Source organism: Telluria sp. LT1R51-2, assembly GCF_059685775.1.
The window spans coordinates 2283607-2304546 of the sequence record NZ_JCASIM010000001.1 but is presented as its reverse complement, the minus strand read 5'-3'; the positions used below and the strand labels follow the sequence as shown (position 1 = coordinate 2304546).

The following is a 20940-nucleotide window of genomic DNA, read 5'->3' as shown; positions in this document are numbered from 1 at the left end:
TTGGTCCCGATTGCCCACGCCCAGCGCATGTCTGCCCCGATCACTCCCGGTCTCTTGATCCTCCACGGTAACCAGATGGAGCTGCTGCGCAGCGCCGTCTTCGACTGGCTGCGCAATCATCCCCTGGGGCCACTCGAAGAAGAGATTTTTCTGGTCCAGTCGAACGGCGTGGCCGAGTGGCTCAAGATCGCGCTGGCCGAAGAAAACGGCGTCTGCGCCGCCACCCGCGTGGCGCTGCCGGCGCGCTTCATGTGGGAAGCGTATCGTGGCATGCTGGGCCGCGAGCGCGTGCCGCAGCGTGCGCCGTTCGACAAGGCGCCGCTCACCTGGCGCCTGATGCGCCTGTTGCCCACGCTGTTGCAGGACGACGGCTATGCGCCACTGGCGCGCTTTCTCGCCGATGGCGACGCCGAGCGCCGCCTGCAACTGGCCGAACGCGTGGCCGACCTGTACGACCAGTACCAGGTGTATCGCGCCGACTGGCTGGCCGATTGGGCTGCCGGGCGCGACGTGCTGCGCCGCGCCGGCGGCGATGTGGTTCCGCTCGCGCCCGAGCAGCGCTGGCAGGCCTGCCTGTGGCGCGCCGTGCACGCGAGCCTGCCCGAGGCGCAGCGCGAAAGCGGCCGCGCCACCATCCACGACCAGTTCCTTGCCGCCATCGCGGCGGACGTTGCACCGGCCAGCCGCCTGCCACGCCGCGTGGTGCTGTTCGGAATGTCGACGCTGCCGTACCAGACGCTGCAAGCGATCTCGGCGCTGGCACGCCACACGCAGGTGCTGTTCGCGGTCCCGAATCCGTGCCAGTTCTACTGGGGCGACATCATCGAAGGCAGCCAGTTGCTCAAGGCGGCGCGCCGCCGCCAGCCGCAGCGCGAGGGCGTCGACCTGGGCACGATCCCGATCGAAGAAATGCATGTCCACAGCCATCCGCTGCTGGCCAGCTGGGGGCGGCAAGGCCGCGATTTCGTGCGCATGCTCGATGAATTCGACCAGCAGCATGAGGCTGGCGAAGGCGGAGAAAGCGGCGCAGGCCAGCCGGCGCCGCTGCGCGTCGACCTGTTTACCGATGACGATGGGGGCACGCTCTTGTCGCAGGTCCAGGCCGCGGTGCGCGACCTGGTGCCGCTGTCCGAGCACCCGCACGTGCCACCGATGCCGGACGACCGCTCGATCGAGTTCCACGTCACGCACAGCGTGCAGCGCGAGATCGAAGTGCTGCACGACCAGTTGTTGTCGTGGTTTGCGCACGACCCGACGCTGCGCCCGCGCGACGTGGTGGTGATGGTGCCTGACATCGATGCGTTCTCGCCCGCGATCCACGCGGTGTTCGACCAGCACCGGCGCCACGACCCGCGCCACATCCCGTTCGAGATCGGCGACGTGCGCGACCGCAGCGTCAATCCGCTGCTGGTCTCGCTCGAGTGGCTGCTGCGCCTGCCGCAGCAGCGCTGCCGCCAGAGCGAAGTACGCGACCTGCTCGACGTGCCTGCCGTTGCGCGCCGCTTTGGCGTGACGAGCGAGGATCTGCCGATTCTCGGCCGCTGGATCGATGGCGCCGGCGTGCGCTGGGGCCTGGACCACGACCACCGCGCGGGGCTGGGGCTGGGGATGACGGGCGAGCAGAATGCCTGGATCTTCGGCGTGCGCCGCATGCTGCTGGGTTACGCCAGTGGCGCCGGCGCCAGTTTCGGCGACATCGAGCCGTACGCCGAAGTCGGTGGACTCGACGCCGCGCTGGCTGGCTCGCTCGCGCAGCTGGTCGAATGCCTGCTGACCTGGCGCGGCCGCCTCGACGCGTCGCTGCGGCCGGCCGAATGGGGCGAGGCGGCGCGCGAGATGCTGTCGTGCTTCTATGCGGCGGGGGACGAGGCCGACCGCCTGACGCTGTCGAACCTGGGCGAAGGCCTGCAATGCTGGCTCGAGACCTGCGCCGGGGCGGGCTTTGACGAACCGGTGCCGCTGGCGGTGCTGCGCGAAGCGTGGATGAACGAACTCGATGCGCCCACGCTGAATCACCAGTTCGTGTCGGGCGGCGTGACCTTCTGCACCTTGATGCCGATGCGCGCGGTGCCGTTTCGCGCCGTCTGCCTGCTGGGCATGAACGACGGCGACTTTCCTCGTCGTGCGCGCCCGTCCGACTTCGACCTGCTGGCGCTGCCCGGCATGGCGCGCCCCGGTGACCGCTCACGCCGCGACGACGACCGCTACCTGATGCTCGAGGCTTTGCTGGCTGCGCGCGACAAGTTCTACGTGAGCTGGGTCGGGCGCAATGTGCGCGACAACAGCGAACAGCCGCCATCGGTGCTGGTGGCGCAGTTGCGCGACTACCTGAAGGCCGGCTGGGACATGGACGACCTGCATCACATCACGACCGAGCATCCGCTGCAGCCATTCAGCCGGCGTTACTTCCAGCGCGGCGGTCTGCTCACGTACGCGGGCGAGTGGCGTACCGCGCACGGCGCCGACGAGCATCCCGTCGACGATGCCTTGCCGGCCTACGAGCTGGAGTCCGACTTCGTCCTCAAGCTGGGCGAGCTGGCCAGTTTCCTGCGCCAGCCGGCGCGCTTTTTCTTCCGCCGCCGCCTGGGTGTCGTGTTTGCCGATGCCGCGCACGTGGGCGATGACGAAGAGCCGTTCGGCCTCGATGCACTTGAACGTTACCAGATCGAAGACCACCTGCTCGACGATAGCGGCGAGGCCGAGGCCATCGGCGACGTGCGCGCCACGCTGGCGGTGCGTGCCGAACGCCTGGCGCGCGAAGGCGTGCTGCCGATCGGGCTGATGGGCCGCATGTGGCAGGAGCAACTGGTCGAGAGCCTGGCGCCCGTGCGCACCGAGTGGCTGCGCCTGGGTGCGCGCTTCCCGCAAGCGGCGCCGAAATTCGCCGTCAGCCTGCTGCTCGGTGACATTCATCTGGACGACTGGATCGACCGCCTGCGCTCGAGCGGCGAGGGCAGTGCGTGGCTGATGCAGATTTCGTCGAAGGTGCTGGACCGGGCCGGCAATCCGCGCGGCGACAAGTTGATCGCGCCGTGGCTGCGCCAGCTGGCGGCCGCCGCGGCAGGCAATCCGGTGACGGGTTACCTGGTGGCGCGTGACGCGGTGCTCGAGATGGCGCCGCTGGCGCAGGATGCGGCGCTGGAAACACTGCGCGACCTGGTGCGCCTGTGGCGGACCAATCTGGACAGCCCGCTGCCAGTGGCGTGCAAGACGGCCCTGAGTCACCTGGCGCAGGGCGATCCGCGCGCAACCTACGACGGCGGCTTCGAGCTGCGCGGCGAGGTCGATGACCTGTGCCTGGCGCGCCTGTGGCCGGATTTCGACGCGTTGAAGAACGCCGGCGGCTGGCCCGACCTGGCCGAGGAACTGTATGGACCGCTGGCACGCTGGATGCAGGACTGCGTCAAGATCAAGCCGTTGCAGGAGTCGGCTACATGAGAAAAAAAGATGAGCACCAAACTTGAACCGGTCGATTTCCCGCTGCACGGCTCGCGCCTGATCGAAGCATCGGCCGGCACCGGCAAGACCTGGACCATTGCCGCGCTGTATGTGCGCCTGGTGCTGGGGCACGGCGGGCAGGATGCGTTCGTGCGGCCGCTGCTGCCGTCCGAAATCCTGGTGATGACGTTCACGCGGGCCGCCACGCGCGAACTGGCCAACCGCGTGCGCGAGCGGCTGGTGCAGGCTGCGAACTACTTCCGCGGAGAGCTCGACATTGTCGATCCTTATTTGCAGGAGCTGGCTGCCAGCTACACGGCGGGCAGCGAGCGCCAGATCGCCGGGCACCGGCTGTTCATGGCGGCCGAAACGATGGACGAAGCGGCGATCTTCACGATCGACGCCTGGTGCCAGCGCATGCTGCGCGAGCACGCGTTCGACAGCGGCAGCCTGTTCGACGAAGAATTGGTCAGCGACGAGCGCGAACTGTTCGAAGATGCCGCGCACGACTACTGGCGCCAGCAGGTCTATCCGCTGGGCGCCGAGTTGCTGGCGGTTGTGATGGACAGCTGGCGCGATGTCGAGGCGCTCAAGACGAGCGTGCGCGACCTGGTGCGGCGCGACGTCTTGCTCGGCGCGCCAGCGACCGAACCACTGAAGCAACTGGTGGCGCGGCTGGCCAAGGCGCAGCGCGAAGAGCTGGTGCGCCTGAAGGACGGCTGGTTCGAGCGCGCCCACGCCATGGAGCGCTGGATCGCCGGTCACCGCGAGCGCCAGCCCAAGTGCTTCAACGGCAATAAAATGCGCGCCGATTCGCTCGTCAAATGGTTCGAGGCGCTGCGCGCCTGGGCCACGGACCCGGCGCGCCACATGCCGGACCTGACCGACACGGCGTGGCGCCGCCTGACGCCGGACGGCATCGCCGACGCGTTCAGCAAGGACTTTTCGACCGAGGTGCCGGACTGTTTCGACGCCACCGCCGCGCTGCAGGCCAGCCTGGCTGCGCTCGACCCGATCGCCCACGCGCTGCTGCGCCACGCTGCCGGCCATATCGGCGCGCGCATGCAGGAACTCAAGCGCCGCAACCGCCAGTTCGGCTTTGCCGACATGCTCGAGCGCCTGAAGGTTGCGCTCGAGGGCGAGAACGGCGCCGCGCTGCGGGCGCGCATCGTGGGCCAGTATCCGGTGGCGCTGGTCGATGAATTCCAGGACACGTCGCCCGACCAGTACCGCATCTTCGACCTGCTGTACCGGGTCGAGGCGAACGATGCGGAGCATGGCCTGTTTTTGATTGGCGATCCAAAGCAGTCGATCTATGGCTTTCGCGGCGCCGACATCCATAGCTACCTGGCGGCGCGCCGCGCCACCGCTGGCCGTCACTACCAGCTCGACACCAATTACCGCTCGACGGCGCCGCTCGTGAGCGCCGTCAATGGCCTGTTCCTGCATGCCGAGGGCGCGCATCCGGGCGCCGCGTTCCGCTTCCGGCGCGGCGAGGACAACCCGCTGCCGTTCGACGCGGTCAAGGCGCAGGGGCACCGCCGTCATCTCGTCGGCCTGGGTGAGGGTACCGGTGCGCTGTCCGTGAACATCGTGGACCGCGCCGACCTGAAGGCCGACGACTACCGCGATGTGTTTGCCCATCACTGCGCCGAGCACATTGTCGGTCTGCTCAACGATGCGCGCGTGGGCTTTGACGATGGCACAGGGGAGGCCAATGGATTCACGCGCCTGATGCCGGCCGATATCGCGATCCTCGTGCGCGACCGGCGCGAAGCCGGCGCGATCCGGCGCGCGCTGATGCGGCGCAAGGTGGCCAGCGTCTACCTGTCCGACAAGGATTCGGTCGTCGAAAGCGACGAAGCCGCCGATGTGCTGCGATGGCTCTACGCGGTGGCCAATCCGCTCGATGGCGCGCTGGCGCGGGCGGCGTTTGCCACCGCTACCGCCGGCCTGGGGCTGGCCGAACTGGCGCAGTTCTCGCACGACGAGATGGTCTGGGAAGCGCGCGTCGAGCAGCTCAAGGCCCTGCACGGCAGCTGGCAGCGCCAGGGCGTGCTGGCAATGCTGCGCCGCTTCATCCACGAACTCGGACTGCCGGCGCGCCTGCTGCGCGAACCGGGCGGCGAGCGGCGCCTGACCAACCTGCTGCACCTGGCCGAACTGCTGCAGGAGGCCAGCAGCCAGCTCGAAGGCGAACAGGCCCTGATCCGCTGGTTCGCCGAACAGATCGACGGGCTGGGTTCGAGCGGCGACGAGCGCGTGCTGCGCCTGGAAAGCGACGCCGAACTGGTGAAGGTCGTCACCGTCCACAAGTCGAAAGGCCTGGAATACCCGTTGGTGTACCTGCCGTTTGCCGTGACGGCGCGCGCCACCAGTCGCCGCAACCGCGCGTTCTTCGAGTACGTGGACGATGCCGGCACGCGCCACCTCGACCTGGCCCTGACCGACGACGCGCTGGCGGCGGTCGACCGCGCGCGCATCGAGGAAGACCTGCGCCTGCTGTACGTTGCACTCACGCGCGCGCGCCACTTTCTCTGGCTGGGCGCGGCGGCCGTTTCCGGCACGCGCAAGGGCGAGAACAAGCTGCACGAGTCGGCCCTTGGCTATCTGCTGGCCGGCGGCGACGCGATTGCTGCCGAGGCGCTGCGCGAGCGTTTCGACGTCGTGGCCGCCACCGCCGATGGCATCTCGCTGCACGCGTTGCCCGAACCGGATGCGGTGACGATGCTGTCGCGCCAGGACATCCGCCCCGATTTGCTCGATGCGCCGCGCTACCGCGCCGAGTTCGAGCGCGACTGGTCGGTCGGCTCGTTTACGTCGCTGACGCGCCACGCGATCGCGCCGCCCACGCCGATGCGCGCGCAGGACCAGACGCTGATGGAGGACGTACCGCAGGCGGCCACGCCACCCCGCATCGAAGACGCACCGTGGCACCGCTTCCCGCGCGGTTCGGTGCCTGGTAACTTCATGCACGAGCGGCTCGAGTGGCTGGCGCGCGAAGGTTTTGATTGTCTGGACGACCCGAACTGCGAGGCGCGCCTGGTGCAGCATATCGAGCGTGCGGGCTGGGGCCACCGCCTGGCCGATGCGCTGGCGTGGCTGCGCGAGATCGTCGATACGCCGTTGCCGCCATTGAATGCGCGCCTGCGCGACCTGCATGGCGTGCTGCCCGAGATGGAGTTCTGGTTCCCGAGCGAGCACCTCGACCTGCAGCGCCTGGACGCGCTGTGCCGCACGCATCTGCTGGGCGGGCTCGAACGGCCCGTGCTGCCCGAGCGTGTGTTGCACGGCATGCTCAAGGGCTTTGCCGACCTGGTGTTCGAGCACGAAGGCCGCTACTGGGTGCTGGACTACAAGTCCAATGCGCTGGGGCCGGGCGACGCGTCGTACAGCCAGGCTGCAATGACTGCGGGGATGGCCGAACACCGCTACGAGATCCAGGGCAGCATCTATCTGCTGGCCCTGCACCGGCTGCTGCGCGCGCGCCTGGGCGATGCTTACGAGCCCGAACACCAGCTGGGCGGCGCCGTCTTCATGTTCCTGCGCGGGATTGCGAATCCGGTCACGCGCGGCTGCTGGGTGCTGGCGTCCGACCTCGACCTGCTGGATGGACTGGAACGCTTGCTGGACAAGGATGCACATGGCGAAGCTTGACGCCGATATCGATGGTCTGTGGCGCGAGATCGGCGCGCTCACCGAAGCGGGCGAGCTGCGTCGCCTGTCGGGCGCGTTCGCGCGCTTCATTGCGCAACTGGGCGACGCGCCGCCCGCGCTGATCCTGGCGGCGGCGGTGCTGTCCGAGCTCGAAGGCCATGGCCACAGCTGCCTGCAGCTGGACGATCTGGCCGCCGGGCCGGCGCTGCTGCTGGGCTGGAGTGACGACCTGTGGCGCCAGCTGGCGCACGCCGCCGCGCCGCTGCCCCGCGGTGTGGCAGGGTGGAGCAAGCTGCTGGCGCACTGCCAGCAGGTCTGGATTCGCGGTGAATTCGATCTCGACCAGCCGCTGGTGCTCGATGGCCAGCGCCTGTACCTGCGGCGTTACTGGCGCGACGAGACGCTGGTGGCGCAGGCCGTGCGCGAGCGCGCGGCGGCCACGCATCCGGTGGATACACCGCTCGTGCGCAGCTGGCTCGACAAGCTGTTTGTGGCGCAGCCTGGCGCGCAAGGACCGGACTGGCAAAAGCTCGCCTGCGCCGTGGCGCTGCGTAGCTCCGTGGCGATCATCACGGGCGGGCCCGGCACCGGCAAGACCTACACGGTGGCGCGCCTGCTGGCCCTGTTGTTCGCGACGGCGCCGGAAGCAGGGCGCCAGCGCGTGGCCCTGGCCGCACCGACGGGCAAGGCGGCAGCGCGCCTGAAGCAGTCGATTGACAAGGCCCTCAATGAACTGGCGGATCGTGTCGGTGGCGACCTGCCGCTGCGCGAACTGACCGCGCGCATGGGCGCCGCGCGCACGCTCCACAGCCTGCTCGGCGCGCGACCCGATACGCGCGCGTTCGCGCACCACCGCGGCAATCCGCTCGATGTCGACGTGCTGATCGTCGACGAGGCATCGATGGTGCACCTGGAAATGATGGCGAGCCTGCTCGATGCGCTGCCCGTGGGCGCGACGCTGATCCTGCTGGGGGACAAGGACCAGCTGGCGTCGGTGGAGGCGGGCGCGGTGCTGGGTGACCTGTGCCATGCGGCGCACGAAGGCCACTACAGCGCAGCGACGATCGCCTACATCGAGGCTGCGAGCGGCGAAATCATCCCGGACAGTTATCGCGGCGACGGCGGCGCGCTGGCCCAGCAAACCGTGATGCTGCGCTACAGCCGCCGCTTCGGCGGGCCGATCGGCCAGCTGGCGCTGGCGGTCAATGGTGGTGATACCGCGCGCGCCGAAAGCGTACTGCGCGCCGGCGACGAGAGCGTGCGCTGGCTCGAACATGCGCAGCCGGCGCAGCTCCTGCAGCTGGCGCATATCGGGTATGCGCCGTACCTGCAACTGCTGCGCGATGGTGCACGGGGCGAGCACGAAGACTGGGTACGCCAGATCCTGCTCAGTTTCGAGACCTTCCGCATCCTGTGCGCGGTGCGCGATGGCGAGTGGGGTGTGACGGGCCTGAACGAGGCCATCGAAAAGCGGCTCGCGGCGAGTCACTTGCTGCGCCATGGCGCCGAGTGGTATGTCGGTCGGCCGGTCATGGTCACGCGCAACGACTACTCGACGCGCGTGTTCAACGGCGATATCGGCGTCACGCTGCCCGATCCGGCGCGCGCAGGCGCGCTGCGCGTCTACTTCCTCGAGGGCGACGCCGTGCGCAGCGTGCTGGCCACGCGCCTGCGCAATGTCGAAACGGCGTTCGCGATGACCGTCCATAAATCGCAGGGCTCGGAGTTTCGCCACACGGTGCTGGCGCTGCCGCGCGAGCGCAACGCGGTGCTCACGCGCGAGCTGGTCTACACGGGCATCACGCGCGCCAGCGAGGTGTTCACGCTGGTGACGCCGGGCGGCGACGTGCTGCAGGCAGCGATTGCCAGCCGCACGCACCGTACCAGCGGCTTGCGCGACCTGGTGGCGTAGGTACTCACGCGGGGCGCCGTGGAAATGCGCGCCTTTGATGGCGCCGCCGTCGGCTAGAATGTTTGCACCATACTGAAAAGGATCGATATGCGCGCCCTGCGACTTGCCCTCATTGCCGCCGCCCTGGTGGCCGGCCTTGCCAACGCCTCGCCAACCGCGCCGCGCGATGGCGCTGATTTCACCACGCTGGCTGCGCCGCAGCCAACCCAGACCGTGGGCAAGAAGATCGAGGTCATCGAATTCTTCGCGTATCACTGCGGTGCCTGCAATGCCTTCGAGCCGACCCTGAAGAACTGGGCGAAGCAGCAGGGCGACCGGATCGCACTGCGCCGCATGCCGTTGCCGTTCCAGGGGCCGGCCGATCCGGAAGCGCATCTGTTCCTGACACTCGAGGCGATGGGCAAGCTCGATGCGTATCACGGGCGCGTCTTCGATGCCGTGCATGTCGAGCGCAAGCGCCTGATGAAGGATGCCGACATCATCGCGTGGGCCGGTGAGAACGGACTCGACAAGGCGGCGTTCGCCGACACGTGGAACTCGTTCGGCGTCCAGAACAGGCTCAAACGTCTGAGCCAGGTCGCCGAGGCCTACCAGGTCGCTGGCACGCCGACGGTCATCATCGATGGCACCTATGTGGTGTCGCCAGCACAGGTGCAGGATGCGAACAGGATCCACGATGCCGACGAGGTGATGATGGCCACCGGCCAGGTCATGGATGCGCTGGTGACGAAGGCGGCCGCAAGCCGGTAAGACGTGCCGGGCCGGCAGGCCTGCGCTGCGCTCCGGCTGTGCAATGAACGAGGGCTTCCCATGCTGTTCTCCACCGGCTTTGTGCTGCGCCCCTACGTCCCGGCCGATGCGCCGGCGCTGGTCGCCGCCATCCTGGAATCGACGCCGACTCTGGCGCCATGGATGCCGTGGGCGACGGCGCAGTTTTCAACTGGCGACGCGCTGGCCTGGATCGCCTCCTGCGAGAACGGATGGGCCAACGCGACCTGCTTCGAATTTGCCATCGTCGACCGCGATTCCGGCGTGTTCGTCGGCGGTTGCGGCCTGAACCAGATCAACCCGGTGCATGGATTTTGCAACCTGGGTTACTGGGTGCGCCAGTCGTGGCAGCGCAAGGGCGCTGCGTCGGCAGCGATCCGCGCGCTCGCCAGTTACGCGTGGACGGAACTTGACGTGCAGCGTCTCGAAATCGTTGTCGCCGTCGGTAACGACGCCAGTCTGAACGCCGCCCGTAAGGCCGGGGCATTCGACGAAGGCATCGCGCGCAAGCGGATCAGGCTGGGGCTGCAGCGGGTGGACGCCCACATGCTGTCGCTCGTCAAACCGTAAGCGCAAGAAAAAGGGGCCGCGCGGCCCCTTGATCCCATCAAACAGTTACTCAGTCGCGGCGCTTGCGCGTCGTCTTGACCTTGGCGACCTTGCGGTTCTTGGTCGCCTGGACCTTCGACTTGACGATCTTCGTGCGGGCTTTCGCTTTCACACTGCCGGCGCTGGCCTTGATGCGCGGGCCGCCGCTGGCAGCGCGCGCGACGCTCGCAACACGGGCGACGGGCGCCGCATCGCCGGTCATGAAGCGGCGGATGTTCAGTGCGTCGAGCACCCGGGCCGACGAGGCGCCGGCGTTGAGCAGCACCAGCGTTGCCTTCTTGCCGGCTGCCGTGATGTTCATGATCAGGCAGCGGCCGGCTTCATTCGTGTAGCCGGTTTTCGACAGGCCGATGTCCCAGCCCTTGGCGCCGACGAGGCGGTTGGTGTTGTGGTATTCGACACCGCGGCCATTGATGTCGATCATTTCCTTGGTCTCGGTCGTCATGCGCACGATATCCGGGTACCGCACCGAGGCGACCGCCATCTTGACCAGGTCGCCTGCGGTGGAGCGGTTGTGCGGTGACAGGCCGGTCGGCTCTTCGATCGTGGTCTGGGTCATGCCCAGCGCGCGGATCTTGCGGCGCACTGCGGCCTTGAAGGCTTCGTTACCGCCCGGGTAGGTACGGGCCAGCGCGGCGGCCGCGCGGTTGTCCGACGACATCAGCGCCAGGTGCAGCACGTCGCTGCGCGAAATGCTGGCGCCGACCGGCACGCGCGAGCTGCTGAACTTGACGCGGTCGACGTCGTCGCGGTCGATCTCGATCTGCTCGTTCATGTCGAGCTTGGCGTCGAGGACGACCATTGCCGTCATCAGCTTGGTCAGCGATGCAATCGGGACGACGGTGTCGGCATTTTTTTCAAGGAGGATCTTGCCGGTGTCGTTTTCAACGACGAGGACGGACTGGGAACCGAACGGCACGGCGAATGCCGCGGCCGAAAACGTCATCAGGACCGTGGCGAACAGGTGTTTGATCATTGTCTGTCTGGAATCTGGGTTGAGGTTGATGGAGCTGGGCGCCGGGCGGCGCGGATCAACATCTGTTTCTAGGGCAACTAGAAGGCAGGCAAGATAGCATTTATCCGGCAGCCATGTCTATGGTGCACAAGAAAATTACCCTGTAAATCCGCAATTTTCTATCGAAATAGAACGGTTTAGGTGCAGATTATTAATAGGACATGTTCAGCAGAAATGTCGAGTGACCACGAATGCGTGCGCCAATGCAAACAGCCCTGCGCGTGGCAGGGCTGTTGAAGGGTGATACAGATTACTTCGCGGTGTAGATCTTGTCGAACTCGCCGCCATCGTCAAAGTGGCGCTTTTGCGCTGCGCGCCAGCCGCCGAAGACTTCGTCGACCGTGAACAGGCTGATCGGCTTGTAATTGGCCGCGTACTTCTTCATGACGGCTTCCGAACGAACGCGCATGAAGTGCTTGGCGCCGATTTCCTGGCCCACCGGGCTGTACAGGAAGTTCAGGTACGCCGTTGCCGGCTGACGCAGTTTCTCGCGATCGACAACCTTGTCGACGACGGCCACCGGCGACTCGGCCAGGATCGAGCTGGTCGGATAAACGACTTCGAAGTCGTTGCCAAACTCCTTGCGCACCATGCTCACTTCGTTTTCAAACGTCACGAGCACGTCGCCGATCTGGCGCTGGGTGAAGGTGGTGGTCGCGGCGCGGCCGCCGCCGTCCAGGATCGGCACGTTCTTGAAGATCTTCGAGACCAGGTCGCGGGCAGCGGCTTCGTTGCCGCCTTTCTTGATCACGGAACCCCATGCGCCCAGATAGGTGTAGCGGCCGTTGCCGGCGGTTTTCGGATTCGGGATGATCACGGCCACGCCCGGGCGCGCCAGGTCTTGCCAGTCGCGTACCTGCTTCGGGTTGCCCTTGCGCACCAGGAACACCATGGTCGAGTAGTAGGGCGCCGCATTGTTCGGGAACTTCTTGGCCCAGTCTTTTGCCACCAGGCCGCGATCGGCCAGCATGTCGATGTCATTGGCCTGGTTCATGGTGACGACCGACGCGCCCAGGCCATCGGCCACGGCGCGCGCCTGCTTGCTCGAGCCGCCGTGCGACTGCTTGACTTCGACCGTCTGGCCGGTCTGCTGCTTGTACGATGCGATGAAGGCCGGGTTGATTTCTTTGTACAATTCACGGGCGACGTCGTACGACACGTTCAGCAGCTCGGGCCCGGCGGCGCTGGCGTGCAGCGGCACGGCGCCGCCGGCAGCCAGGACCAGCGCCAGGATCGAGCGGCGCAGCGTGTTCGGAGGGGTGGTGCGCATAGTGGGTCTCGCTTGCTTGAAGTTGGAGTGACAGCGTGCATGTTCCATGATGCCGCTGTCATACGGAACAATACTTTCGTCATATGGTTATGCCGATCATGGGATTGTCCCTGCCGCCAGCAGGGTCGTTGGCTTTCGGTGTATAGTCGTGGCCGTGTCATGCCCGGGGCGCCGATTGGCGCCACCTCACGTCCCTGTACCGTATTTATGTTGATGATCGATGTCCACGCGTATTGAAATCCGCAAGGCGCTTCCCGCCGACGCCGCGCCAGCCTGCAACCTGCTGCGCCGCTCGATCGAGGAAGGCTGCCGTGCCGACCACCATGGCCAGCCGGCATTACTCGACGCCTGGCTCGGCAACAAGACGCCGGCCACCGTCGCGGCCTGGTTTGCCGCGCCCGCCAATTTTGCCGTCGTCGCCGAGAGCGAAGGGCAACTGGTCGGGTTGACGTTATTGACCCCGGCCGGCAAGGTGGCGCTGTGCTATGTGCTGCCTGATGTGGTGCGCTGCGGCGTGGGCCGCGCGCTGCTGGCGGCGGTCGAAGAGCAGGCGCGTGCCTGGAACATCAGCAAACTGCATCTGCACAGCCCGGCTGGCGCGAGCGCGTTCTTCGAGCGGCATGGCTACAGCAATGCGGGCAAGGAAAAATCCTGTTTCGGGCTGGACAGTGACCTGATGTGGAAGCGGCTTGACGGCGCCGGCGAAGGCAGCGCGCGCAAGCGCTTCTGCAACTGCAGCGACTGAGCGCGCGGCGCAGCGCCACCGGGCGCGCGCTGCACGCCTGCAGCACGCCATACAGCGCTCTCCATGACGAATACGCTATAGTACGGCCCATCGATATTCACGAGTACCACCAACGCATATATGGCTTCCCGCAGAGACTTTCTCCATCAGGGCGCGCGCCTTGCCGCCATCGGTGTCATCGGCACGCCGCTGGCCGCTGCCGCGACCGACCTCCAACCGCCACCCGACCTGTTCGATTCGCAGGCACTCGACCTCGATTTCTGGGTCAAGCCGCGTACCTTGTCGGTCACGCGCCCACAAAGCGGCGAGACGGCCAATGTGCTGTACTGGAAAGATGGCGAAGTCATCGAGTCGGCGTACCAGGAATTGTGCCATCTGCTGCGCGACGTGAACGGCAAGGCGTCCTCACCGATCGATCCGAAACTGTTCGAGATGCTGTGGAGCACCCAGGCTTTCATCGCCCGCTTCGGCATCATCAAGCCACTGGAAATCTTGTCGGGCTACCGCTCGCCGGAATCGAACGCACGCCTGCGCGAGCAGGGCGTTCCAGCTGCGCGCCAGTCGCTGCACCTGGTCGGCAAGGCGGCCGACATCCGCATCGCCAACCTGAATGAAGAAGTACTGGGCGGGCTGATCAAAAGCTTCCGCGGCGGCGGCGTCGGCTACTACTACCGCAGCGGTCCGCGCGGCGGCTGGATCCATGCCGATACGGGCCTGGCGCGTACCTGGAAAGGCTGAGTTCGCGGCCGCGCGCCTCGTGCGCAGCGGCCGTCTGCCTGCGCTGCAACAGTGCGTGCATGTTTGCTAACCTGGGCTAGTATGGACAGCAAGTGCCGGGGCGTCGCCTCGGTTGTGCCCACGTACTTTTCCAGGAGGCTCTGATGTCAACCATCAATACACCCACCATGGACCGCCGTTCGCTGCCCGATCGCCGTGTCACGGCGCGCACGCATGGCCGCCCGGCCATGTCCGCACTGGATTACATTGCGATGGCGCTGTTGATTATTGGCGGCTTGAACTGGGGCATGGTCGGCCTGTTCGACGTCGACATGGTCGGCGTGCTGTTTGAGCCGGGCTCGACGCTCACCCGTGTCGTGTACGTGCTTGTCGGCCTGGCGGCGCTGTACTCGGTCGTCACGATGGCCAAGATGGCCGGCAGCAAGCGTTCGTAAGTGGTCATTCGCATTGGCCTGATTTCCGATACGCACGGGCTGCTGCGTCCACAGGCGCTCGATTTTTTGGAGGGCAGCGATGCCATCCTGCATGCCGGAGACATCGTCGATCCGGCCACGCTCGAGCGCCTGGCCGAACTCGCGCCGCTCACGAGCGTGCGCGGCAATAACGATATCGGCGCCTGGGCCGGGGCGTTGCCTGAGACCGTCACCGTCACGTTGGGCGGTGTCGTGATTCACATGCTGCACGACCTGAAAGAACTTGCCATCGATCCGGTGGCAAGCGGCGTACGCGTTGTCGTTACCGGCCACACCCACAAGCCGGCCTGCGCCCAGCGGGACGGCGTGTTGTACGTCAATCCCGGCGCGGCAGGGCGGCGCCGGTTTACGCTGCCCGTCTCGGTTGGCGAACTCATCATCGAGGATGGGCACGTCAGCGTACGGCTCGTGACGCTCGATATCCCATAATGTAAGCGTGACCCTGGCAAGCGTGGACCTGGCCCGCGGCGATGGAAATTGCCGTAAGATACGCCCCGTCCCCTTTTGCGTGCAGCACATGACCCTCCCGCCCGAACAGCCACCCCGCTTCAAACCCCGCCCCTGGACCGCGCTCGAGACGCCGCAAGACGTCGAGCTGTGGATCGACGAGCATAACGCCGCCATGCAGGAACTGATCACGCCGCAGGAAACGGGCGTCGGCATCTGCTTCGCGCTGGCCGAAGGCGGCCTCGTGCACATGCAGACGACGGCCGACGCCATCCTGCTGGACGTCGACAGCGACGCCGCCTGGATCGCGCCCCTGATCATGGCTGCCACCGGCGCCGAACAGCCGCGTGGCCAGATATGGGTTCTGCCGGACGATAAGCTCGTCCAGCTGATCCTGGGCTTGTCGACGCTGGTGCAGAGCACCACACTGGTCACGGGCCACAATTTCGGCCCGGGCTCCCGCCCGAGCTGGTAGCCGGCGTCAGTAGGGAAGGCCCGACACGTCCAGCGGCAATTGCCAAACGGCGCCGGCGCCCGTGATGTACAGCGTTTTGCCGTCAACCCCGCCAAAGGCGACATTCGTCACGTTGGCATCGACACGGATCGTCGCCAGTTCGCGGCCCTGTGGCGAGAACACCCGCACGCGCTTGGGTGCATGCTCCGTCACATACAGGTTGCCGTGGCAATCGAGCGTCATCCCGTCGCCGTTCTCGATGCCCTTGATCAGGTCGCGCCCGGCCTGCGGCACGCCATGCTTGATCGGGTAGGCGCGCACCGCGCCATCGCTCGCGTTCACGTACAGCATCTTGCCGTCGCGTGACAGGGCGATCCCGTTGGGATTCTTGCGCGAGCCATCGATCAGCGTCACTGCGCCATCCGTCCCCACGCGATAGATGCCGGTGACCGGCTGGCCGCCGGGCGCCGCAGCTTTCTGGTAATCCGGATCGGTGAAGTAGATCGTGCCGTCGGCGGCGATGGCGATATCGTTCGGTGAATTGAAGACCTGGCCCTGGAACTGCGTGGCGACATTCGTGCGCTTGCCGTCCGCCAGGTCGTAGCGTGACAGCGCCTTGTACTTGTGGGTGGCCGCGACCAGCGCGCCCTTGGCATCGACCGCCAGGCCATTGCTGCCCGCATCCTCGATCGCCGTGGTCACGTCGCCGCCCGGCGTGTACTTGCGCACGCGTGACGGAAAACCCTCGCTGAAGCTGAAGTCCGAAAAATACAGCGCCCCGTTCATCCATACTGCACCTTCGTACAGGCCCGGCTCGCCCCGCGATGGCGTGATCGCCGCAATGCGCTCGGCGTTCAGCTCGCCCGATGGGGCCTTGCCACTGCAACTTGCGGCCGGCGCAGCCAATACGGCGGGCGACAGGATGGCGGCGACGCTGGCGGCCAGCATCAGGCGGACGAACGGAACGCGACGGGTAGCGGGACAAGTAGCACGACGGGGGGACACGGACATGGGCAACTCCTGGCAAAGTGAACGGTAGATGAGGGCGGTGATACCGCTATCATTTCAGATGAATCAATTGTATCCTTCTCTCCACAAGACGATAACATTCCCGCAACCTTATTGGAGGAGACAAGCATGATCGATCTACATCGGCGCGGCCTGGTCATGGCGGCAGGTGGCATCCTGGCGGCAAGCGCAGTGAACCCTGGCTGGGCTGCCAGCACAGGCCGCAAACTCGGCTACGCCATCGTGGGCCTGGGCGGTTATGGCCTGGGCCGCATCATCCCGCAGTTCCAGAATTGCCAGCACAGCCGCCTGGTGGCGCTCGTCAGCGGTGACCCGGCCAAGGCAAAAAAGGTCGCGCAGGAATACGGCGTGCCCGACGGTGGCATCTATTCGTACAGCGACTTCGACCGCATCCGCGATAACCCGGACATCGACATCGTGTATATCTGCCTGCCCGTCTTCATGCACGCCGAGTACACGATCCGCGCCGCGCAGGCTGGCAAGCACGTCATGTGCGAAAAGCCGATGGCCATCAATCCAGCCGAGTGCGAACAGATGATTGCCGCCTGCCGCAAGGCCGGCAAGAAGCTGATGATCGGCTACCGCTCGCGCTTCGAGCCGCACAATGTCGAGGCCATCCGCCTGGCACGCGCCGGCGCGATCGGCAATCTCCGCTACTTCCGCTCCGAGCACGGCTTTGTCGTGGGTGACGCGAACACCTGGCGCATGAAGAAGGCGCAGTCGGGCGGCGGCTCGATGATGGACATTGGCATCTATGCGCTGCAGGCGGCGCGCTACATGACCGGCGAAGAGCCGGTGGCCGTATTTGCCAAGGAAACCACCAATCGCAGCGACCCGCGTTTCCGCGAAGTGGAAGACATGATCGACTTCCAGCTCGAGTTCCCGTCCGGTGCGATCGGCTCGTGCATGTCGATGTACAGCGCTAACCGCAACCAGTTCGTGCTGATGGGCGACAAGGGCCGCATCGAGCTGGAACCGGCCACTGCCTACAGTGGCCAGCGCATGTGGGTGGGCCAGGAACGCAGCGACAAGACCGAGGTCAAACCCCCACCCGGACCGTATGCGAACCAGTGGGTTGGCCAGCTCGACCACATGGCGCAGTGCGTCATGCAGAACCGCGAGCCGCTCGTGCCTGGCGAAGAAGGCCTGCGCGATATCCGTATCATCGAGGCCGTGTACCGCTCGGCGCGCGAACAGAAGCGGATCGTCGTGCAGTCCTGATCCTGTGCCATTTTCTGCTTTTCGGTTATAACGTGTCTTTGACCGTGTGGGGCAAGGGATGGCCGAAGGGATTGCGAACGACGGGCGGCGCCGGGTGCTGGGGCAGTTGCTGGCGCTGCCGGCGTCTGCCGCACTGTGCACGCCATGGGCGGACGCGGCGGGCCTGGCAGATCCGGCAGAGGCACGCGGCACACGGGGCACTTTGCGCGTCGCGCTCGAAGGCACCTATCCTCCTTTCAATTTCAGGGATCCGGGAAGCGGGCAACTGACCGGCCATGACGTCGACGTGGCGCGCGAGGTTGCCGCGCGCATGGGGCTCGAGTCGCAGTTCGTGCTGACCGAATGGAGCGCGATCCTGCCAGCGCTGCGTGCGGGCAGGGTGGATGTGGCCATCAGCCAGGTCATCATCACGCCGCAGCGCGCGAAAGCGTTCGACTTTTCCGCACCATATTGCTATTCGCAGCCCCAGCTCATCGTGCGCAAGAACGAACGCGCCAGCTACCGCACGCTGGCCGACCTCAGGGGCCGCACACTGGGCGTGCGCCAGAACAGTGTGTTCGAAGAGCAGGCTAACGCGGTCCCGGGCATCAGGATCAAGCGCTATCCGGCGGTGCCCGAGAATCTGCAGGACCTGGCCTTCGGCCGCATCGACGCCTTGCTCGACGATAGCCTGCTGGTGCATTACCTGATCAGCAAGACGCAGCTGCCACTCAGGGCCGGCGCCCGTATCTGCACCCCTGAACCCGTTGGCATCGCCCTGCGCAAGGGCCGTCCGGCATTCAGACTGGCGATCGACACGGCGCTGCGCGAGGCGCGTTCGGATGGCACGCTGCGCGCGCTGTCGCTCAAGTGGTTTGGTCAGGCTGCCAGCAGCATGCCGCCATCCTGACGGGCACAAAAAAAGCGCGGCCCGTTCAAGGCGCCGCGCTCTTGCGTGGACAGTGCCACGTCAGCGTTGTTTGTCCTGCTTGCCGGCCCAGTCGCTCTGCTGGTCCATCTGCCGGGACCCGCTGCCCGGCGAACCCTGGTCGCGGCTGTCGCGGTCGGCGTTCAGGTCATCCAGCGCCGGGGTGCCGCCTGATGCATGCTGGCCACCGTGTTGCTGGTTCTGCTGTTGGCCACCGGCGCCTTGCCGGCTGCCGATGTCATGCTGCTTGCCCTCCTGCGTCCGGCCACCTTGCTGCCCGGTGGCATGCTTGTCGCCAGCAATGTCCTGCTTGTCGCTTTGCAGATTACCGCTGTGCAGATTGCTGTTTTGTCCCATGCCGGGACCCTGCTGCTTGCCCATATTGTCTGTGGAATCACCCATCGCTGTCTCCTGCCACTGGTGTGTGAGCAACCGATGCTACGCCGTTGGCATTCACCGCCAATCAGCAGATTGGCGGTGATGTTGCAGGATGATTCTTACAAAGTCAGCAGTAAAAGCGGAAGGTGTTGACACTCACATATTTGGATAATTCGGCCCGCCGCCACCTTCCGGCGTCACCCAGACGATGTTCTGGGTCGGGTCCTTGATATCGCAGGTCTTGCAGTGCACGCAGTTCTGGGCATTGATCTGCAGGCGGTCGCCCCCGTCTTCGCGCTTGACGTACTCGTACACCCCGGCCGGACAGTAACGCTGCTCGGGCCCGGCGTACTTGGCCAGGTTGACGTCGACCGGCACGCTCGGATTTTTGAGCGTCAGGTGGATCGGCTCGTCTTCGCGGTGGTTGGTGTTCGAGATGAACACCGACGACAGCTTGTCGAAGGTCAGCTTGCCGTCCGGTTTCGGATAGACGATCGGCTTGAAATGCGATGCCGGCTTCAGGCATTCGTGGTCAGCGTGCTTGTGGTGCAGCGTCCACGGCGCCTTGCCACGGAAGACGATCTGGTCGATACCCGTCATGATCGTGCCCAGCACCAGGCCCTTGCTCATCCACGGTTTGAAATTGCGCGCCACGTGCAGTTCTTCATGCAGCCACGATTGTTCGAATGCCGCCGGGAAGCTCGTCAGCTCGTCGCCCGTGCGGCCTTCGCCCAATGCGGTAAACGCCGCCTCGGCCGCCAGCATGCCGGTCTTGATTGCGGCGTGGCTGCCCTTGATCCTGCTGGTATTCAGGAAGCCCGCATCGCAGCCGATCAGCGCACCGCCCGGGAACACGGTCTTTGGCAACGATTGCAGGCCGCCAGCGGTAATTGAACGCGCGCCATACGAAATGCGCTTGCCGCCTTCGAAGAAGCCGCGGATGGCCGGGTGCGTTTTATAACGCTGGAACTCTTCGTATGGCGACAGGTACGGATTCTGGTACGACAGGCCGACGACATAGCCGACCGCGACCTGGTTGTTTTCCAGGTGGTACAGGAACGAGCCACCATACGTGTCGTTCGGCAGCGGCCAGCCGGCCGTGTGGATCACCAGGCCCGGCTGATGCTTGGCCGGATCGATTTCCCACAGCTCCTTGATGCCGATGCCGTAAGTCTGCGGATCCTTGCCTTTGTTGAGTTCGTATTTGGCCATCAGCTGGCGGCCCAGGTTACCGCGCGAGCCTTCGGCAAAGAACGTGTACTTCGCATGCAGCTCCATGCCGAGCTGGAACTCCGGGCCGGGCTCGCCATCGCGTTTCATTCCCATGTTACCGGTCGCGACGCCCTTGACCGAGCCATCCTCGTTGTACAGGATTTCGGCGGCCGGGAAACCGGGAAAGATTTCCACGCCCAGCGCTTCGGCTTGCTGGCCCAGCCAGCGCACTACGTTGGCCAGCGAAATCACGTAGTTACCGTGATTGGCCAGTGCCGGCGGGATGGCAAACGCCGGGGTGGCATACGATTTGGTTTCGCTCAGGAACAAGACGCGGTCTTCGGTCACGGCCGTATTGAGCGGCGCGCCTTTTTCTTTCCAGTCGGGGATCAGCTCGTTAATCGCGCGCGGGTCCATCACCGCGCCGGACAGGATGTGCGCGCCCAGCTCGCCGCCTTTTTCCAGCACGCAGACCGTGACTTCCTGGTTTTTTTCGGCAGCCAGCTGTTTCAGGCGGATCGCCGCCGACAGGCCGGCAGGGCCGCCGCCGACGACCACGACGTCGTATTCCATCGCTTCGCGTGGGCCGTATTGTTCGAGAAGGTTCGTTGTCTCTGTCATGGTTTTTTTGGGATAGGGATGACGGGAATCAGAAAATAGCACGAGT

At 65.8% G+C, this 20940-nt stretch carries 17 protein-coding genes; 12 read left to right on the top strand and 5 right to left on the bottom strand.

The genetic code is table 11. The annotated features are described in order from the left end of the window. Positions 1–27 precede the first annotated feature (27 nt). From recC to AC56LH_RS10035, 5 genes are all read left to right on the top strand, one after another. Positions 28–3438 carry an exodeoxyribonuclease V subunit gamma gene (gene recC / locus AC56LH_RS10055; protein WP_499645808.1) on the top strand — a complete coding sequence of 1137 codons (3411 nt, stop codon included), beginning with the start codon at positions 28–30 and terminating at the stop codon, positions 3436–3438. A 9-nt stretch (positions 3439–3447) separates the two neighbouring features. Then, complete coding sequence (recB, locus tag AC56LH_RS10050) at positions 3448–7095, top strand: exodeoxyribonuclease V subunit beta (protein WP_499645807.1); 3648 nt, start codon at positions 3448–3450, stop codon at positions 7093–7095. After that, complete coding sequence (gene recD / locus AC56LH_RS10045) at positions 7082–9007, top strand: exodeoxyribonuclease V subunit alpha (RefSeq protein WP_499645806.1); 1926 nt, start codon at positions 7082–7084, stop codon at positions 9005–9007. Before recB ends, recD begins: the two co-directional genes overlap by 14 nt. Positions 9008–9094: 87 nt before the next feature. After that, complete coding sequence (locus tag AC56LH_RS10040; RefSeq protein ID WP_499645805.1) at positions 9095–9757, top strand: thiol:disulfide interchange protein DsbA/DsbL; 663 nt, start codon at positions 9095–9097, stop codon at positions 9755–9757. Between the two features lie 60 nt (positions 9758–9817). Then, positions 9818–10345, top strand: coding sequence for a GNAT family N-acetyltransferase (locus AC56LH_RS10035; protein ID WP_499645804.1), 528 nt, complete (start codon positions 9818–9820; stop codon positions 10343–10345). A 49-nt stretch (positions 10346–10394) separates the two neighbouring features. On the opposite strand, the gene AC56LH_RS10030 is transcribed toward AC56LH_RS10035, so the two are convergent. Continuing rightward, positions 10395–11360, bottom strand: a complete 966-nt coding sequence (locus AC56LH_RS10030; RefSeq protein ID WP_499645803.1) for a serine hydrolase — start codon at positions 11358–11360, stop codon at positions 10395–10397. A 289-nt stretch (positions 11361–11649) separates the two neighbouring features. Then, positions 11650–12669, bottom strand: a complete 1020-nt coding sequence (locus tag AC56LH_RS10025) for a sulfate ABC transporter substrate-binding protein (protein WP_499645802.1) — start codon at positions 12667–12669, stop codon at positions 11650–11652. A 220-nt stretch (positions 12670–12889) separates the two neighbouring features. Between AC56LH_RS10025 and AC56LH_RS10020 the strand changes: the two genes are divergently transcribed. The 5 genes from AC56LH_RS10020 to AC56LH_RS10000 all read left to right on the top strand — a co-directional run bounded on the left by AC56LH_RS10020 (position 12890) and on the right by AC56LH_RS10000 (position 15547). Further along, the gene (locus AC56LH_RS10020; protein ID WP_499645801.1) at positions 12890–13414 is read left to right on the top strand and encodes a GNAT family N-acetyltransferase; all 525 of its coding nucleotides are present in this window, start codon (positions 12890–12892) and stop codon (positions 13412–13414) included. 120 nt (positions 13415–13534) lie between these two features. Beyond that, positions 13535–14152 carry a YcbK family protein gene (locus AC56LH_RS10015; protein WP_499645800.1) on the top strand — a complete coding sequence of 206 codons (618 nt, stop codon included), beginning with the start codon at positions 13535–13537 and terminating at the stop codon, positions 14150–14152. 143 nt (positions 14153–14295) lie between these two features. Further along, positions 14296–14586, top strand: a complete 291-nt coding sequence (locus AC56LH_RS10010; RefSeq protein WP_499645799.1) for a DUF378 domain-containing protein — start codon at positions 14296–14298, stop codon at positions 14584–14586. A 6-nt stretch (positions 14587–14592) separates the two neighbouring features. Continuing rightward, on the top strand, positions 14593–15054 hold the full coding sequence (locus tag AC56LH_RS10005; protein WP_499648444.1) for a metallophosphoesterase family protein: 462 nt from the start codon (positions 14593–14595) through the stop codon (positions 15052–15054). A gap of 88 nt (positions 15055–15142) precedes the next feature. Continuing rightward, positions 15143–15547 carry a hypothetical protein gene (locus tag AC56LH_RS10000; protein WP_499645798.1) on the top strand — a complete coding sequence of 135 codons (405 nt, stop codon included), beginning with the start codon at positions 15143–15145 and terminating at the stop codon, positions 15545–15547. 6 nt (positions 15548–15553) lie between these two features. On the opposite strand, the gene AC56LH_RS09995 is transcribed toward AC56LH_RS10000, so the two are convergent. After that, on the bottom strand, positions 15554–16537 hold the full coding sequence (locus AC56LH_RS09995; protein ID WP_499645797.1) for an SMP-30/gluconolactonase/LRE family protein: 984 nt from the start codon (positions 16535–16537) through the stop codon (positions 15554–15556). Positions 16538–16663: 126 nt separating this feature from the next. Between AC56LH_RS09995 and AC56LH_RS09990 the strand changes: the two genes are divergently transcribed. Both AC56LH_RS09990 and AC56LH_RS09985 read left to right on the top strand, forming a co-directional pair. Beyond that, positions 16664–17776, top strand: coding sequence for a Gfo/Idh/MocA family protein (locus AC56LH_RS09990; protein ID WP_499645796.1), 1113 nt, complete (start codon positions 16664–16666; stop codon positions 17774–17776). Between the two features lie 58 nt (positions 17777–17834). Next, entirely contained in the window at positions 17835–18665 is an 831-nt protein-coding gene (locus AC56LH_RS09985; protein WP_499645794.1) for a transporter substrate-binding domain-containing protein, read from the top strand. 60 nt (positions 18666–18725) lie between these two features. On the opposite strand, the gene AC56LH_RS09980 is transcribed toward AC56LH_RS09985, so the two are convergent. Further along, complete coding sequence (locus AC56LH_RS09980; protein WP_499645793.1) at positions 18726–19085, bottom strand: hypothetical protein; 360 nt, start codon at positions 19083–19085, stop codon at positions 18726–18728. Positions 19086–19217: 132 nt separating this feature from the next. Then, positions 19218–20894 (bottom strand): electron transfer flavoprotein-ubiquinone oxidoreductase, encoded by a 1677-nt coding sequence (locus AC56LH_RS09975; RefSeq protein ID WP_499645792.1) that lies wholly within the window; start codon positions 20892–20894, stop codon positions 19218–19220. Between the last annotated feature and the right edge of the window lie 46 nt (positions 20895–20940).